This is a genomic window from Acidobacteriota bacterium, assembly GCA_026707545.1.
GTDB lineage: Bacteria > Acidobacteriota > Thermoanaerobaculia > Multivoradales > Multivoraceae > Multivorans.
Map to the genome: position 1 here is coordinate 414,604 of JAPOWR010000002.1, position 16,309 is coordinate 430,912.

Annotated in this window: 7 protein-coding genes and 1 riboswitch; of the genes, 1 reads left to right on the top strand and 6 read right to left on the bottom strand. The window is 68.5% G+C overall.

Annotation, left to right across the window (positions count from 1 at the left end; genetic code table 11):
• Positions 1 to 61 precede the first annotated feature (61 nt).
• Genes recD through recC form a run of 3 tightly spaced genes read right to left on the bottom strand, consistent with a single transcriptional unit; the run spans position 62 to position 8,729 of the window.
• Positions 62 to 1,822, bottom strand: a complete 1,761-nt coding sequence (recD, locus tag OXG83_14040; protein ID MCY3966151.1) for an exodeoxyribonuclease V subunit alpha — start codon at positions 1,820 to 1,822, stop codon at positions 62 to 64.
• Entirely contained in the window at positions 1,819 to 5,505 is a 3,687-nt protein-coding gene (gene recB, locus OXG83_14045) for an exodeoxyribonuclease V subunit beta (GenBank protein ID MCY3966152.1), read from the bottom strand. The genes recD and recB overlap by 4 nt, the downstream gene beginning before the upstream one ends.
• A complete protein-coding gene (gene recC, locus OXG83_14050) occupies positions 5,502 to 8,729 on the bottom strand; it encodes an exodeoxyribonuclease V subunit gamma (GenBank protein ID MCY3966153.1) in 3,228 nt (1,075 codons plus the stop codon). Before recC ends, recB begins: the two co-directional genes overlap by 4 nt.
• A gap of 94 nt (positions 8,730 to 8,823) precedes the next feature.
• A riboswitch (cobalamin riboswitch) is annotated at positions 8,824 to 8,994 on the top strand.
• A 64-nt stretch (positions 8,995 to 9,058) separates the two neighbouring features.
• Here recC and OXG83_14055 point away from each other — a divergent pair.
• On the top strand, positions 9,059 to 10,954 hold the full coding sequence (locus OXG83_14055; protein ID MCY3966154.1) for a TonB-dependent receptor: 1,896 nt from the start codon (positions 9,059 to 9,061) through the stop codon (positions 10,952 to 10,954).
• A gap of 55 nt (positions 10,955 to 11,009) precedes the next feature.
• On the opposite strand, the gene OXG83_14060 is transcribed toward OXG83_14055, so the two are convergent.
• Genes OXG83_14060 through shc form a run of 3 tightly spaced genes read right to left on the bottom strand, consistent with a single transcriptional unit; the run spans position 11,010 to position 16,157 of the window.
• Positions 11,010 to 12,152 carry a sulfotransferase gene (locus OXG83_14060; GenBank protein MCY3966155.1) on the bottom strand — a complete coding sequence of 381 codons (1,143 nt, stop codon included), beginning with the start codon at positions 12,150 to 12,152 and terminating at the stop codon, positions 11,010 to 11,012.
• A gap of 13 nt (positions 12,153 to 12,165) precedes the next feature.
• Positions 12,166 to 14,175: a cytochrome P450 gene (locus OXG83_14065; protein ID MCY3966156.1), complete on the bottom strand. Its 2,010-nt coding sequence runs from the start codon at positions 14,173 to 14,175 to the stop codon at positions 12,166 to 12,168.
• Positions 14,172 to 16,157 (bottom strand): squalene--hopene cyclase, encoded by a 1,986-nt coding sequence (gene shc / locus OXG83_14070; GenBank protein ID MCY3966157.1) that lies wholly within the window; start codon positions 16,155 to 16,157, stop codon positions 14,172 to 14,174. Before shc ends, OXG83_14065 begins: the two co-directional genes overlap by 4 nt.
• Positions 16,158 to 16,309 lie beyond the last annotated feature (152 nt).

Here is a 16,309-nt window from a genome sequence, read left to right on the forward strand (position 1 = left end):
TCGCAGTCGCTTCGTGAAATCGACAACCCCGCCCCGGCCTCGGCCGCGGCGGGGTTCGTCGTTAGCGGAGCCGGTCGAGGAGGCCGGTGGCGCGGGAGGTCGTCCGCATGACGGCCGCGCGGACGGCCTCTTCTCCGGCCAGCACCGTCACGGTGTTCCGCGCTCTGGTTACCGCCGTATAGAAGAGCTCCCTCGTGTTGACGCGCGACGCGGCGTCTCCCGGAATGAACACGAGCTCGTCGTACTCCGAGCCCTGGGCGCGGTGGACCGTCAACGCGAAGAAGCTCTCGTGCTGCGGCAGGCGTGCCGGTGAGACCAGGTAGCGCTCGCCGTCGTGGTCCAGGTCCGGGAACCAGACGCGGGGATGTCCCGAGTCGCCGGCAACCACGACGCCGGTGTCGCCGTTCGAGAGGTTGGTCTGCCGATCATTGCGGCTGACGATGATCGGTCGTCCGACGTAGAACTCGTCGTGCTCGGTCCGGCGCCCCGCTTCGGCCAGGCGGCGCTCGACTAGGCGGTTGAAGCGGTCGGTGCCGAAGGGGCCTCGCCGGTGGCTGCACAGGACCCGCTCGGCCGGGAACGGATCGGTGCTCATGGGGTTCTTCGCGAGCGTCGCCATGTGGTCGGCCCACTTCCCTGCGCTCCTTCGGGCAAACTCGTCGAAGGCGGCCTCGTCCTCCAGTGGATCGAGTCGGATCCTGGCGTCGCCGCCGCCCCGGAGGACGGTGAGCGCGCCGTCGGCGTCGCCCCCGACCACGGCCCGGGCGAGCCGGCCGATGCCGGAGCGCTTGTCGAAGCGGTAGTTCTTCGTCAGGGTGGTCACGCAGCGCTCCAGTGAGCCCCGGTCGCCCGCCTTGCACAGATCGCTGAAGACGGAACCCGGTTCCACCGAAGCCAACTGGTCCGCATCGCCGAGGAGGATCAGACGGCAATGTCCCGGCAGCGCGGCCGCCAGGCGGACCATCAACTGCAGGTCGGCCATCGAGCACTCGTCGACGACCAGGCCGTCGAGGCGGTCCATCCGGCTGGTCCGGCTCGCCAGCAGGCGGTGAATGGTCCACGCCTCGGCCGGGAACTCGCGGAGCCCGGGTATCCGGTCCAGGAGGCGCCGGCTCAGCTTCCCGCGGACCGATTCCTGGATGCGCGATGCGGCCTTGCCGGTCGGCGCCGCGAGACCGATCCGGCGTGGGTGGGCCAGGCCGGCGTCGACCAGCGCGGCGATCAGCTTGGCCGCGAGCGTCGTCTTGCCGGTGCCGGGGCCGCCGGTGACGATGCACAGGCGCCGCTCCAGGGCGATGCGAAGGGCGGCGACCGCTTCGGGGGTTCGGTCCTCCCCGTGGTCGAAGACCCGGGCGATCGTGGATTCGGCCGGAGTAGGGTGATCCCGGTTCACCGCCAGGGCGAGCAGGTGCGCCGCCAGCTCGCGTTCGGCGTGGAACAGGCGGTGCAGGTAGAGGCGGTCACGGTCCAGGATGAGCGGTCGGTCGTTCGCCGCGTCGCCATCGGCGGCCACGACGGGGCTTTGGGTCAGTGCTTCGAGGAGGGCGGCCCTTCCGGGTAGTGCGACCCTCTGCAGTTCGGGCCCCAGCGTGTTCCCGGTGCGGCCCGAATCGGGTCGTTCCACGAGGGCGGGGACGGGTTTGCCGGCGTTTCCGAGAGCGAGGCAGGCGTGGCCGTTCCGGTGAAGCGCGCTCGTCGTCGCGGCTACCAGCGCCACGTCCTCGCCGGCGCCGAGGTCCATCGTCAACCGGGCGAAGTAGCGGTCGATGTCGGCGAGAACGCCCGCTTCGGTCAGCGCATCGATCCGGGCGTGGCTGGTCATGGCGCTTCGCCGAAGCAGGAGTCGATCGTTTCGATGCAGGCGCGGGACGGACGGTCGTGGAAGACGCCGCTGCCGGGTGCGTTCGGCCTCATGCCGCGCAGGAACAGGTAGAAGGCGCCGCCGACGTGGCGGTCGTAGTCGTAGTCGGGGAGTCGCAGCGCCAGCAGGCGGTGCAGGGCGGTCAGGTACAGCAGGTACTGGAGGTGGTAGCCGTGGAGGCGCATCGACTGCGCGATCGCCGCCTCCGAGTACGAGGCGAGGTCCGGACCGAGCCAGTTCGACTTGTAGTCGATGACGTACCAGCGGCCGTCGTGCCGGGCCACCAGATCGATGAAGCCGTGCAGGAAGCCCTCGATCTCGTCATCGCCCGCGGCAAGCCGGTGCTCGTAGCCGTGCTCTTCGAGGCAGTGCGCGAGTGCCGCGCGCTGGAGCTTGCGGAGCGGCAGGTGGAACTCCAGCTCGGCGATCGGCTGCTTGAGGTCGGAGAGCCGGAAGACGGCGCCGGCCTCGCCGGGGGGCACAAGGGGCGTTTCGAGGCCGTTCTCGACCAGGGTCCGAACGACCGGCAGCCACTTGTCCTGGAATCCGTAGCGGATGAGCGCCGTCTCGCACGTCCGCTCCAGGCTCCCGGCGTCCGCGTCGTCCAGATGCCGTTCGAAGATGTGGTGCAGGCACCGGCCGGAACGGCCTCCGGCGGGGAAGGTGAAGACGGTCGGCCCCTCTTCTTCCGGCTCGGACACGCGGGCGGACGCCGTCTCCTCGACGGCCGCCTCCTCCTCTTCCTCGGGGAGATCGACGTCGTCGCGGTCTCGCGCGAAGACGCCGCCGCCGGCCGAGAGGGCGGAGTAGCTGGTCCGCTGCCGGATCCGTTCGAGCGGGCGCTCCAGTTTGCGGGCCTTCATGGATTCTGCTGGTTCGTCTCCGGTCGCGGGCTCGGCCTCGTCGTCCGGCGCCTCGTCGATCATCCGCACCGAGACGGCACCGGCTACCCGGTTCGCGAAGGCCTCGACCTCCGCGTGCCACTCGCCCGCGGCGAGCCCCCTCACCCGGGCGGCGTTGTCCTTCAGATCCTGGGCGGCGCTGGCGTCGTCGCCGCCTTCGCGGCCGTGGAGGAGCCAGGCCAGCGGCGCGTGTTCGGCCCCACCGTCGGGTGACCAGGTCACCACGCAGCGGTGCTCGGCCCGGGTCAGCGCCACGTAGAGCAGTCGCAGCTCGTCGGCGTGCTCTTCGATGTGTTCGCGGTCGTAGGCGTCGTCCGACGGGTCGAGATCGAGCACCGGCGTCTGGCGCTCGGCGTCGTAGTACTCGGCCGTCGGCTGCCGCCGCCCGCCTGTCGCCTGCGCGCGGCCGTCCCAGGCGAACGGGTAGAAGACGACCGGGAACTCGAGGCCCTTGGCCCGGTGGGCGGTGACGATCTTGACCAGGTTCTCGTCGCTTTCGAGGCGAAGCTGGGCGGTCTCGTCGGCGTTCTGCGCGTCCCCCCTGGCCTGCCTGAACCAGTCGAGGAGACCCTGGCGCGAAGGCCGCCGCCGGACCTCCGCTTCGTGGAGCAGGTCGGTGAGGTGCAGATAGTTCGTCAACCGCCGCGGACCGTTCGGATAGGCAAGCAGGTTCGCCGAGCAGTCGGTGCGGTCGCCGGCGAACAGGATTCGCCGCATCATCGTGGCGATGCCGTGCTCCTGCCAGTTTTGGGCCCACTCGCGCGCCAGACTCCGCCACTCGCTCCATGCGTCATCGTCGTCGCGCAGCGCGGCGAGCGACTGCATGTCGAGGCCGAACAGGTCGGCGGCCAGCGCCCCGCGGAGCAGTTGCGTCGCGTTGTATTCCGATTCGTCCAGGCAGAGGGCGTGGAGGAGGCGATGGAGGCTGCCCGCCTCCTCGGATTGGAAGATGTTGTCCGTGCCCATCTCGACGCTGTCGATCCCGAGCCGGCGCAGCGCGGCCGCGACCTCCTTGCCCTGGTCGCCCTTGCGGACGAGCACGGCGATGTCGCGGGCGGCCAGGGGCTTGGGCCGTTCGCCGCCCTCCAGTGTCGCCCGGCCATGCTTCCCCAGGGCGATCAGCCGCGCGATGTCGCGGGCGGCGAGTTCCGCGGCGAGGGTCGTCAGCGCCGGCTTGGTTCGGCCTCGGCCTCCCGTCCCGGGGATCAGGACGAGCTGGAACGGGGTCCCGTCGTCCTCCTCGTCCTGGACGACGAGTTCCACGCGCTCCCGGTCGGGCGGCGCCGCCGCCGAGAACGAGAAGTCGGAGAGGACGAACGGCTGCGGCCGCGCGAAGAGCCCGTTGATGGCGCGGATGAGCTCGGGCGTCGAGCGGTAGTTGTGTTCCAGGTTCAGCGGTTCGCCTGACGCGCCGAGGCGTTTCCGGGCCTCCAGGTAGGCGAAGACGTCCGCGCCTCGGAAGCGGTAGATCGACTGCTTCGGGTCGCCGACGACGAAGAGCCGGCCGCCGGCGCCGCTTGGGTAGATCGTCTCGAAGATCCGTGCCTGCAGGCGGTCCGTGTCCTGGAACTCGTCGATCAGGGCGACGGGGTACCGGGACCGGATTCGACCGGCGAGTTCCGTTCCCCGGGGTCCGACGAGCGCGCGGTGCAGTTCGACGAGCAGGGCGTCGAAGCTCAGGCTGCGGTCGACCTGGGTGGTGTGCTCCAGGGACCGGCCGGCGTCCTCCAGGAGGCTGCGGCGCTGGCTTGCGAGCCAGAGGTCACCGTACTCCTTTCCCGCCTCGCCGACGCGGTCGAAGCAGTCGAAGAGAGGGTCGGACGGCGGCGGTGGCTTTCCCCGCTTGAGCAGACCGTCTCTGAGCGCCGTGGCGCCGAAGGCGCCGGCGCAGTCCGGGGCGAGTTCCTCCGGGACGCCGGCATCGAACGCCTCCCTGACCGTCCTTGCGCGTACGCGTACGGGCGTCTTCTTCCGCGCGGTCCATCGAGACGGATCGGCAATCTCCAGAAACGCCTGCCGCTGCGCGGGGTCGGACCATGCGTGTTGGGCGGCGCGGACCGCTTCCAGCCACGCACTCCGCCTGGACTCCAGGGCGTCAGGCAACTCCTCCGGCGAGCAGACACCCCGAATGTCCTGGGCCTTGGCGTGATGGCCGTCGACCCAGGTCGTCGTGTCCTCGTTCTGGACGAACTTCTTCGACTTCGCGTACTCGAGCAACGGGATGGGTGCGTCGACCATCCGGCGGCGCCAGAAGTCGCGCGTGGCGTCCCCGACGGCCAGAGCGTCGTCTCCGCTGACGTCGAACGAGAAGGGGGTGCCAGCATGCAGCGCGAACTCGGCGAGGGTCCGCTGGCAGAAGCCGTGGATCGTCGTGATGTTGGCCCGGTCGAGGTCTCGAACGGCACGGGTGAGGTGTTCCAGCGCGTCCGCGTCGCGGATCCCGCACTGCGACCAGTGCCGTCGCAGTTTGCCGGCCTGGGAGGCGGCGTCCACCTCGGCGCCCGAGACCGCTCGTCGAGCCGCCTGGAGGAGCCGCCGCACGCGCGTTCGCAGTTCGCCGGCGGCGGAGATCGTGAAGGTCACGATCAGGAGCCGGTCGATACGGGTGCCCTCCTCGACGATCAGGCGGGCGACCAGGGTGGTCAGCGCATACGTCTTCCCGGTACCGGCGCTTGCCTGGATCAGAAGGTCGGCGTCGAGCGGCCGGCTGAAGGCGTCGCCGCGCCCGGTCTGCGCGGTCACGCGGTGGCCTCCCGCAACGGACGGAGCAACTGCTCGGCGAGGCGCTCGAACTCGTCGTCCGCCGGGTCGTCGCCGAAGATCAGGCGATGCCGGGCGTCGTTGCCTTCGCTCCACGGCCACTCCGACCATGCATGCTCGACATTGGCGTTCCAGGCCCGCCTCTTCGTCCACGCCCACGACGTTTCGGCGAAGAACGGCAACGGCCTGTGGTGGCTATCGCGCAAGACCTCGACCCACTCGCCCAGCAGCGACCTGGCGCTAACGGGCTCGGGTCCGTTGAGCCGGACGCGTTCGACCTGGTCCTTGTTGCCGCCGACGAGATGAGCCGTCGCCCGCTCCTGACGGCTGGCAATGAGCGCCAGGAGCCGCAGCCAGACCCCGATGCGGTCCTTTGGGCGAAGGCGCCCGATGCGCCAGAAGAGCAGCTCGTTCGATCCCTCGTCGAACTGTTCCACCGCTCCGACCAGACGGACGTTCCCGAACCCGATCTCGACCCGGTGGAGCGGCGCTTCCTGGTGCCGCTGGAAGGACTGGAGTTCCTTCATCAGCTCGGCGAGCTGGGCGGCGGACTGCCGGTGCTGGACGAAGCCGAGGTTCCGGGGCGGCAGCAGGCCGCGGGCCGCGGCCAGCTTGATCCTCAGGTCGTCGCTCTGCTCGCCGATTCGTGCCAGATCGCTCTTCAGTTGCCACGCCTCCAGGTTGTTCAGGTCGAGCGGCTCGTCGGACGCCACGTCCTCTTCGCGAACGTCGAGGATCATGTCCAGCCGTTGCCGGAGAAAGTCGTACGAGGGGCTGGCGGCGAAGCGGACGAGATCCTCCAGTTCGAGTTCCACCGGCTCGTCCCGAAGTTCCGCGGGGAGTTCTCCGGCGAAGCGGTCGGGCCCGCCGCCGCGTGTGCGAAGCGCCTCGGCCGCCTTCAGCATCGACTCCGAGTAGCTGAACAGCGCGGTCTCCTGTTGTTCGAAGTACTTGGGGCTGAACGGTTGCAACGGATGCTTCACGGCCCAGCCATCGCCGTCGCGCTGGAGGTGCGGGAAGGACTGTTCCAGGTGCTCCTCCAGTTCGCTCACGACGGAGGAAGGCGGGATCGGCCTGTCCTCCTGGAGGTCCCGGCCGGTGTAGGTCAGCACGAAGCACCCGCGGGCCGCGAGCAGGGCTTCGAGGAAGGCGAACCGGTCCTCGTTGCGGCGATCGCGGTCGCCGGGCCGCCGCTCTTCGCCCTCGAAGAGCTCGGCCTGGAAGTCGAACTGCGGGGGCGGCGGACGTCGCGGGAAGGCACCGTCGTTCATGCCGACGGCGCAGATCACCTTGGCGGGGAAGACCTGGCCGGACGCGAGCTCCGCGACCGCGACGCCGTCGGCCAGCCTCGGCGCCGAGCGGACGGCCTGTTCGGCCCTGTCGCTCAGCACGTCGCGCAGCACGGGGAACGGGATGGGTCCCGTGTTGCCGGCCTGTTCGCACTCGGCGGCGAACTCGTCGATCAACCGGGCCACGGTGTTCACCTCGCGTGCCGCTTCGATCCCGGCGCGGAAGTCGGTCACGAAGAACTCGTCGAGGACGTCGGTTCGCAGGCGGTCGGCCCACGCGGCGGCGTCCTGCTCGGCCCCGGTCCAGCCATTCAGCGCGACGGCGAGTTCGCAGTAGCGGTGGAAGCGGCCGAGCAGTTCGTAGTCGCTCGCGCCGGCGTGCTGGCCCCAGTGGTCGAGAGCGCTGGGCGCGATGCCTCCGACGAGCCTCCTGTCGCCCTCCTGCATCGCGTAGCCGAGCAGGAGCCGGTCCAGACCGCGGCGCCAGTTGTGGTTCGGGGAAGCCGGCACGCCGAGTTCGGTGCGGTGTTCGCCGTCTCTTCCCCAGCGGATCCTGGCCATGGCGAGGGCGCCCCGGATCGTCGCCAGGCCGGTGTCCGTGATGCCGAAGCGCGCGCGCACCGGTTCCGCGAGCAGCGGCGCCAGCATGGCGCTTGCGGTGTAGCGGGAGCCGGGCAGCTCCAGGAGGTCGAGAAAGGCGGTCAGGGCGGCGCCCTCCTTGAGCCGTCGTCGGCCGATGTTGAAGCCGATGCGGCCGGCCGAGCCGAACACCGCCTCGACCAAGGGCGCATACGTTTCGAGGTCGGGGGTCAGCACCAGCACGTCAGCCGGCTGGATGTCGGAGCAGGCGGCGAACAGGCCGAGCAGACGGTCGTGCAGCACCTCGACTTCGCGGGTCGGGGAGTGGCAGACGTGGATCTGGATCGAGTCGTCCCGTTCGTTCTGTTCGGGTTGCGCCGGCGCCGCCTTCGGATCGATGTCGAGAATGCCCTGCTGAACCGCGGCCAGGCAGGTCGCGCGGCCCGGCAGGTCGCTGGCGCGGGGGTGATCGACGACGGCGAACGCGTCCGGTTGGGCCCCGAGCAGGTCGCGGAGTTCGCGTGCCGAACGGCCCCAGGCATCGAGCAGTTCGTTGGATCGCTCGCCGTCCTCCGCGCCCGGCGGCCTTCTCCAGAAGTCGCGGCTCGGGCTGAGCAGGTAGAGGTGGATGTCCATCACCCGCGCGGCGAGGCGGAGCACCTCGACGTAGGTGGGCGACAGCGAGGCGGCGTGGAAGAAGCTGACGCGCTTTCTCGACCCAGCCGGCCGCGGCCGCCCCTCCAGCCGGCCTCGGTAGCGATCGATGGCGTCGACCCAGTGTTCGGCGCCTGGCGCGGCCGGCGCGAGTTCCCGCCACAGCCGGGCATGCCAGCCGTCTCCCTTGCCTTGCTGCCACTCCCGAATGGCCTCCGGCCGGTAGACGCGGCAACGGTCGTAGGCGACGGCGAGCTGGTCGGCGAGCTCGAACCGCTTGCGGTCGTCGCCGTCCTCGAGGTAGCGCGCGATCTCGTCGTGGGCCGTCCAGCCCGCGAGATGGTCGAAGATCCGCCAGCGGAGATGAGGCGGCCCGTACACCGACTCTCCGGTCAGCTCGGCGACCACTTCGCGCATCGCGGTCCAGGCGAACCGCGCCGGTTGCTCGACGCGCAGGTGCGCGGCCACGCCTAGGCGAGTAGCGAGTTGCAGCCGCAGCCACTGGCCGAGCAGGGCGTCCGGCACGACGATCCGTTCCGGCTCGAGTGGCTTGGCGGGACTCCGCCGCATCTCGTCGGCGAGCCACTCTGCCAGCGTCTCGAGGCGGTGCGAGGTGTGGACGCGGAACGCGGCGTCGGGCTCGTCCATGAGCAGGGAGAGTTGCTCACCCGTCGCGTTCCGCATCGCGTGATTGTAGGCCGCATCGCGGGCTGCTAGGGTGCCCTTTCGCAGCCCGGTTCTTCAACGTGACGAGGATCACCGAAGCAAGAGTCTGAGCACACATCGAACGCAGGCAGTTCAAGGGAAGGGAGTGAGACTCTCCCACCGCCCCGCGACTGTGATCCGGACGAAAGCCGGCGTTAACCACTGTCCCGCCTGGCGGGATGGGAAGGGCCGGCCAGTAGGACGAAGGTAAGCCAGGAGACCTGGCTGTCTGCCGAGGCACACAACGCTCCGCCGGCCTCAGGAAGGGCGGCGTCGAGCGGCAATCCCGAAGGGGGAGGAAGGCCCGAATGAACGACAAGAGAAGTCTCGATGTACGACGTCCCTGGGGCGGCGCGCGACGCCGCCCGCACCTGCCGTGGCTATACGCCGCGGCGGTCGTCCTGCTGGTGGCGCCGTTAGCCGGCCGCCAGGACGAAGAAGCCGAAGCCGAGCCACCGACCGTCGCGGAGGAGATCGTCGTCAGCGCCAACCGCTACGAGGTGCCAGCGTCGGAGGTCGGCAGCGCGGTCACCGTGATCGAGGCCGACGAGATCGAGCGGCGCAATCCAGTGGCCGTGCTCGATCTGCTGCGCACGGTTCCCGGCACGGAAGTGACTCACGCCGGCGGCCCAGGCAAGATCGCCACGGTCCGGATGCGCGGCGGCTCCGGGGCGCAGGCCCTGGTCCTCGTCGACGGCGTGCGTGTCAACTCGGTTACCGGCGGTACGGTCGACTTCGCGCACCTGCTGGCGGCCAACATCGAGCGCATCGAGGTGCTTCGCGGCCCGCAGGCGACATACGGTTCGGAGGCGATGACGGGGGTCGTCAGCATCACGACCGGCCGCGGCATGAAGGGATGGCGGCTGAGCGGGACCGGTGAGACCGGGACCCACGATCATCGTCGGTTCGAGCTGGGCCTCCTGGGCGCGACCGACCGTTGGGACGTCAGCGTTTCAGCGGTCGACCTGAGCACCGACGGCGTGTCCCACCGCGCGATCGAGGGCGGTGCGGTCGAAGACGATCCGTACGAGAACCAGACCTTGAGCACCCGCCTCGGCGCCGCTTTCGCGGGTGACGGCCGGATCGACCTGCGGGCTCGTTCCTACCGCGGCGACACCGCGGTGGACGGATTCGGCCTCGAGGATCTGAACGCGATGGCCGCCCAGGACGAGGACACGATCTCTCTGACGGTGGAGAAGGGCCTGGGTTCGTTCTGGCGACAGACCGTGCGCATCGGCCGGACCGATGCGACCCTGCTCGGGACCGACCCGGACACGATCTGGAACAACTACGAGATCCGTTCCGAGATCCGGCAAATCGACCTGCAGTCCGACATCGCGCTGGGCACGAACAACGTGCTGAATCTGGGTCTCGGGACGGAGAACCGGCGGGGGGCGAGCGTCGGCACGTTTGACGAGGAGGCCGACCTGGACTCGTGGTTCGTGCAGGACCAGTGGTCGATCACGGACGATGTTCACGTGACCGCCGCGCTGCGTGGCGACGAGCACTCGACGTTCGGGTCCGAGACGAGCCATCGGGTCACCGTTTCGGGAGGCTGGAGCGACGGCCGCGGCCGCCTCCACGGCAGCTACGGCACGGCGTTCCGGGCGCCCAACTTCAACGAGCTCTACTTTCCCTTCTCGGGCGATCCGAACCTGTTGCCCGAGACCACGGAGGGGGTCGACATCGGCGTGCAGCAGCGGCTGGGCGATTCGGGCGCGACGCTCGATCTGACCTGGTTCGACATCGACTTCGATCAACTGATCGAGTTCGACCTGACGAGCTTCACCTTCGGCAACGTTGCCCGGGCGAGTTCGAGCGGCGCGGAGTTCAGTCTGCGCTACCGCCCGAACGTTTCGACGAGCATCGAGCTTTCGCACACCTGGAACCGGACGGAAGACAAGGCCACGGGCAATCCGCTGGCCAGGCGGCCGAAGAACCGCACGACGGCAGTCGCGCAGTTACAGCCGACGGACCGCTTCACGGCGGCCGCCATGGTCGCCTTCGTTTCCGACCGGACCGATTCGGACGGGGCGGTCATGGACGACTACACCAAGGTCGACCTCCACCTGAGCTACAGCCTGTCGTGGCTCAGACCGTTCGTACGGATCGAGAACCTCCTGGATGAGGACTACTTCGAGGTCCCCGGGTTCGTCACGCCGGGCCGCACGATTGTCGTCGGCTTGCGACTACAGCGCCGGTAGAGGGGCGAAGATCGTCCAGGATCGCGTAGAGCGCAGGCACGAGCACCGCGACAACTCACCGTGACGCCCAGGACACCGCGGCCGACGGACCGTCGGGCGGCAGGTACTCCCATGTGTCCAGTGCGAACCGGCACTCTCGCTGGACGCGCTGAATCGTGGACGCATCGATGGCGTACCGGTTCTTTTGATAGCCGGCAATTCCACCCAGGTAGCTCTCGATCCCGACCCGCGCCGCCTCCCAGCCCGGCAGGTCCAGCGTTGCGTAGACGGCCTCGAGCTCCGACAGCGCATTCCGCTCGAGATCTTCGAAACGCAGCTCCGCAAGCTGTCCCTTCGGGATGGATGCACGGTCCTTCAGGTACTGCTGTAGCGTTTCCCGGAGAAGGAAGAGAGCAAGATCGTCCAGGGCTTTCTCGGTGATCGAATGAAGCTGGTGCATCGGTATGACCGAACGGAACATGTGCGCCAGGGATTCGTAGACCACGTACGGATTGCGAACGATGTGGATGAACCGCGCGTCCGGGAAGAGCCGCAACAGATGAGGTATCCGGCCGGTATTGGCCGGACTCTTGAGCACCAGCCGCCGGCCGCCGGCATCCAGTGTCGCCTTGCGCAACACCTCCATGTAGACGCGCTCCCATCGCTTCACGTCCCTGGCGGAAAGGCCTCGCATGAAGCAGTACCTGTTGAAGTACCACTCTGCTCTCTGGGGGAACGAGAGCGCATGGAGGGAAGAGTAAGGACTCGCATTGGCGACGGCCAGATCCTCCTCCACCGGCATGTCCATGGACACCTTCACGTTGTCCATCGGCCGGGTTGCTGGCGCGAGTCCGTCCATAAGGCGCTTCAGCCGGCCGCGACCCGTGAGGAAGAAGGTTGGCACGGCGGCGTGAAAGGTCGAGATCCAAGCGTACTGGGGATCCTGCGACATCAGATTGAGCAGATGGGTCGTGCCGCTGCGGGCAACGCCGAGTACGAAGACGGGCGGTTTGTCGATCTCCACGCGGGCGACCGCTCCGCCCCAGCGCAGTCGTTCCACGATCCGGAGAGGTGCAGCGAGCGTCGTCGGGATGAGGATCCGCGCCACCTTGCCCCAGTAGGCCGGCGGGGCGCCGCCGTTCTCCCAGAGGAGGCGCAGCCATGTGCCCGGAGGGGCCATCGTGCTCGAGTGCGGGAGGACCTTGTCTTTGCCGGACACTGGAGTCTCCTCCTCAGGCGGTGAGGGCGGTGTCTCTTTCTCTTCTGCGCCGCGCGACGAACCTGAAGGAATCGGCCGGCCTGGGCGACAGACCGTAGGAGACCTTCAGCCTGTAGCCCGGGGGCCTCATCTCCAGGTCGGCCTCATGGAAGATCGTCGCCAGGGTCAAGGCGACTTGAATCTGAGCGAGGCCCTTTCCCAGGCAACTGTGAGCTCCCGCGCTGAACGGAACGTACACGCCGGCTGCCCGATGCTCCGCCCGCTCCGGCGTGTACCGGTCGATGTCGAAACGCTGCGGATCGGGGAAGTGCTCCGGCAGATGGTGCGCTGCCCCGTAGGCGATCACGATGTCCGCGCCGGCCGGAATCGTGTGGCCGGCAAACACGAACGAGTTCGTTACACGACGCAGCACCGCGGGCGTGATCGAGTACACCCGCATGGTCTCCATCGCGAAGCGGTTCGTGACGTCAAGTCGTGACAGTGGAGGCGCGGCTGCGGTTCCGCTGTCGAACAGGGCGTCCGCTTCGGCCCTCATCGCGTTCAGGAACCGCGGGCGCTTCAGCGCCTCGTAGAGGGCGAAGACCACTGTGTACGCCGCCGTGTGAAGCGCCGCGATGAGGATGGACCCGACGACGCCCGGCAGGTCCTCTTCGGGGAGCAGCCGAGGGTCTCTTCGATGAAGATCGAGCAGATCGTCCACGACGTTCGATGGGCCGCCAGACGGTTTGCGTCGCTCGTGCACAGCCATGATCTCCTCGAAGAGCGCCCGATAGGACTTTCGAGCACGAGACACCTGCGGGAGCTTCAGCCACCACCTTGGACGTCGTCGCGCCACCTCCACGTCCAGGATCGTCCCTAGAAGGCGGTCCAGGTCGTCGGAGCCGTCGACCATGTCGAGGTTGGCCAGCAGTGCGCCGGCTTGGCGAGTGATCATGCGCTGAAGCGCGGAGCGGGCCGTAACGGGACCGCCCTGGAGCCAGCCGGCGATTTCCGTTCGGGTGATGCGCATGAAGTCCGGCATGCGCTCGTGGAGGCACTGGGGCGAAAGGCCCGGGGCCATCGTCTTGCGCATGCGGACGTGTGGAGGGCCCTCTTGGGCGATGATCGTCTTGGAGGCCCCCATCTCCCAACTGAAGCGCAGCCACTCGTTGCCGGTTCGCAAGTGGGCCTTGCCCTGGCGTTGGAGAAACTGAACGGCTTCCGGACCGGCGAGAACGAGGAGGCGCCGGTTCAGGGCACGCACGCGAAAGACGGGGCCCAGTTCCCTGTACTGCCGGGCGAAGAAGACGCTCAGGTCTCCGGTCATGCTGAGCGTGCTGCCGAGGAACGGGAGGCCCTTCACTTCGGGAATCTCGCTCGGCGGCCGGGCTGCCGGCGGCGTCGGGGCGGCGAGCTGGTTCTGGCGAATCGCCGGGAGCAGGAACCGGCCGATCAGGTCGAGCTTCCGGATCTGCTCGATCCGTTCCCGCAGCCGGATCCTCTCCTGCGGCGTGAGCAGGCGACGCAGTACGCCGCTGGCGTCGCTCAGGCAGATGAGCACGACATCGCGTGGATCGGGAATCTCGTCGCTGAACAGCACCCGCATGATTCGCAGGCGCACTTCCTCCATCTGGCGCCCGTCGCGGGTCGGATAGCGCCTGGAACGGGAGACGGCGGACGAAAAGAACATGCCGCCGGCATCGGTTTCCAGGATTCCGTTCTCGACCAGGCGGGAAAGCGCACGTTCACGGATCTCCTTGCCCCGCTCCGCGGTGCGCGCGATCCAGTAGTCCGCGTTGCGATCGCCCGGGCCGGTCGCTACATCCGCCAGGGTCGGATCGAGAAGCTCGTCCTCAAGAGGCGTCGAGTCCACCAGGACGAGTTTCTCGAGGTCCGTGTCGATCCGTCCCTCCAGCGCCAGATCCATCAACACGGCGCCGGCAACGACGATGTCCAGAAGATGCTCCGAGTAGGACTCCGGCAGATCACCGTGCTCTTCGTCGAGGATGAGCAGGAGAATCTCCTCGGCGAACCTGATGGTCATCCCCGACTCCCTGATCGAAACCGGCGATACGCAGCGAGCGCCGCGAGCGGAAAGTACTGGGCGTAGCCGTGGTATCGGAGATAGAAGACTCCCGGAAAACCGACACCCGTCCACCAACGGTCGTACCAGGAACCGTCCTCCCGCTGACGCTCCTGAAGGAAGGCGGCGGCACGGTCCAGCGCCGCGCGAGCCGCACCGGCTTCGCGCGGTTCCGGCCGCGCTTCGACGGTCGCGCTCAGGCCAAGCATCGCCCAGGCCGTCTGGGACGCGGTGCTGTCTCCGCACCCCCTGGCGGTCGGATCGTCGTAGGAACGGAGCGACTCGCCCCACCCGCCGTCTCCGTTCTGGACCCGGACGAGCCAACTCCGGCCACGCCTCAACGCCCGAGCCAGGGCGTCGGAGCGGTCGCGTGTCGCCGCGGAGGCGAGCTCACCCAGGGCCCGGAGCGAAAGCCCGGTCCCGTAGATGTGATTCGCCCCCCAGCGTCCGGGCCAGCTTCCGTCCTCATCCTGCTCCCGCAGCAGGTACTCGGCGGCCTGCCTGACTGGCGCCTCCCCCGGATCGAGCCCCGCGGCAAGCAGGGCGCGGATCCCCCGGGAAGTGATATCCGGCGTGCTGGGATCGATCATCGCGTTGTGATCGGCGAAGGGAATGAAGGTGAGGACTTCCTTGTCGCAGCGCCGGTCGAACGCAGCCCAGCCGCCGTCCGGGTTCTGCATGCCAAGAAGCCAGGACAGCCCCCGGGCCAGTGCCGCTTGCCGGCGCGCTTCCAGCGCCCCGGCACCCCGGACCCGGGCCAACGCCTGCAGCGCTTCCGCCGTGTCGTCGCAGTCGGGGTAGTAGTCGTTCCGGTACTCGAAGCACCAACCGCCGGGCGCCTTCTGGAGGCTCCCCTGGCGCCAATCGCCCGCAACCGAGACCTGCCGGTCCAGCAGCCACACCAGTGCTTCCTGAATCGGGACTTTCCCGTCGTCCACGCCAGCATCGAGCAACGCGTTCACCGTCAGCGTGGTATCCCAGACCGGCGAAAGGCACGGCTGGAGGCGGATCTCCCCGGCCTCCTCGATCTCGAACCGTTCGAGTTCCCGCAGTTGAGCTTGAACCAGGGGGTGGCTCACGTCGTATCCCAGGCACCTCAAAGCGATGACGGCGTTGACCATCGCCCCGAAGATCGCGCCCAGGCCGTCGCCGCCTTCGATGCGCTCCGTAAACCACCGTTCGGCCTTAGCCAAGGCACGCCGCCGCCACCAGGGAACAGGACCGACCCACTCGACCAGCTTGATCAGCGCGCTGAGCGCGGTGAACGTCTGCGCCCAGAGACGCTCGATCAGCGGCGGCCGCGCACGAGCCGGGATGAACTCCGTGTCGAGCTCATCCAGCGTGATGTCGAGCGGCACGCTCGGCCGGTGGGCCCAGATCACGGACAGCGGAACGACCATCGACCGCGTCCACGAAGACATGTCGTAGATGTTGAAGAAGAACCACTGCGGCAGGAGGATCATCTCCGGGGGTACCGCCGGGGCCCGCCGCCAGCGCCACAGCCCGAAGATCGACAAGTACAACTTCGTGTACGAGTTGCAGGCCGGCAGGCCTCCGGCGCCGCGGATCGCGCGGCGCGCCGCGGCCATGTGCGGCGAACGCGGGTCGTCGCCGACGAGCTTCAGGCACAGGTAGGCCTTGACGGACACGCTTGGATCGACTCGTCCGCCCGGGTGCGTCGTCCAGCCGCCGGTCGGCATCTGCTGGCTGCGCAGGCGCCGGCAGCAGGCGGTGATTCTCGGATCGTCGCCGCGGCCGAGGAAGTAGAGCAGCAGCACGTATTCCGATTCAAGGATCGTGTCGCCCTCGAGCTCAAAGCGCCAATGGCCGTCCTTCTTGCGACTGCTCAGGAGGTTGCGCACGGCGGCCTCGATCGTCTGGCTGAGGTTCCGGGCCGGCGCTGTTGTCGAACGCTCCCTGAGAACTCCTGCGGGGCCGATCACCAGACGCCTCGGCGAGGAGTCTCACTGCGATTCATGGGGCACATGACACTTTCTAGGTCACCGAATGAGGAGACTATCGAGAGATTGCGCGATTCTTTGGTGAGAAAGTGGTCCAACCGAGCGATCTTTTGGTGTCTTTCGCGGCGGTTCGC

Coding starts and splice junctions, on each gene's coding strand:
- recD (MCY3966151.1), bottom strand. CDS start 1,822: ATGACCAGCCACGCCCGGATCGATGCGCTGACCGAAGCGGGCGTTCTC.
- recC (MCY3966153.1), bottom strand. CDS start 8,729: ATGCGGAACGCGACGGGTGAGCAACTCTCCCTGCTCATGGACGAGCCC.
- OXG83_14055 (MCY3966154.1), top strand. CDS start 9,059: ATGAACGACAAGAGAAGTCTCGATGTACGACGTCCCTGGGGCGGCGCG.
- OXG83_14065 (MCY3966156.1), bottom strand. CDS start 14,175: ATGACCATCAGGTTCGCCGAGGAGATTCTCCTGCTCATCCTCGACGAA.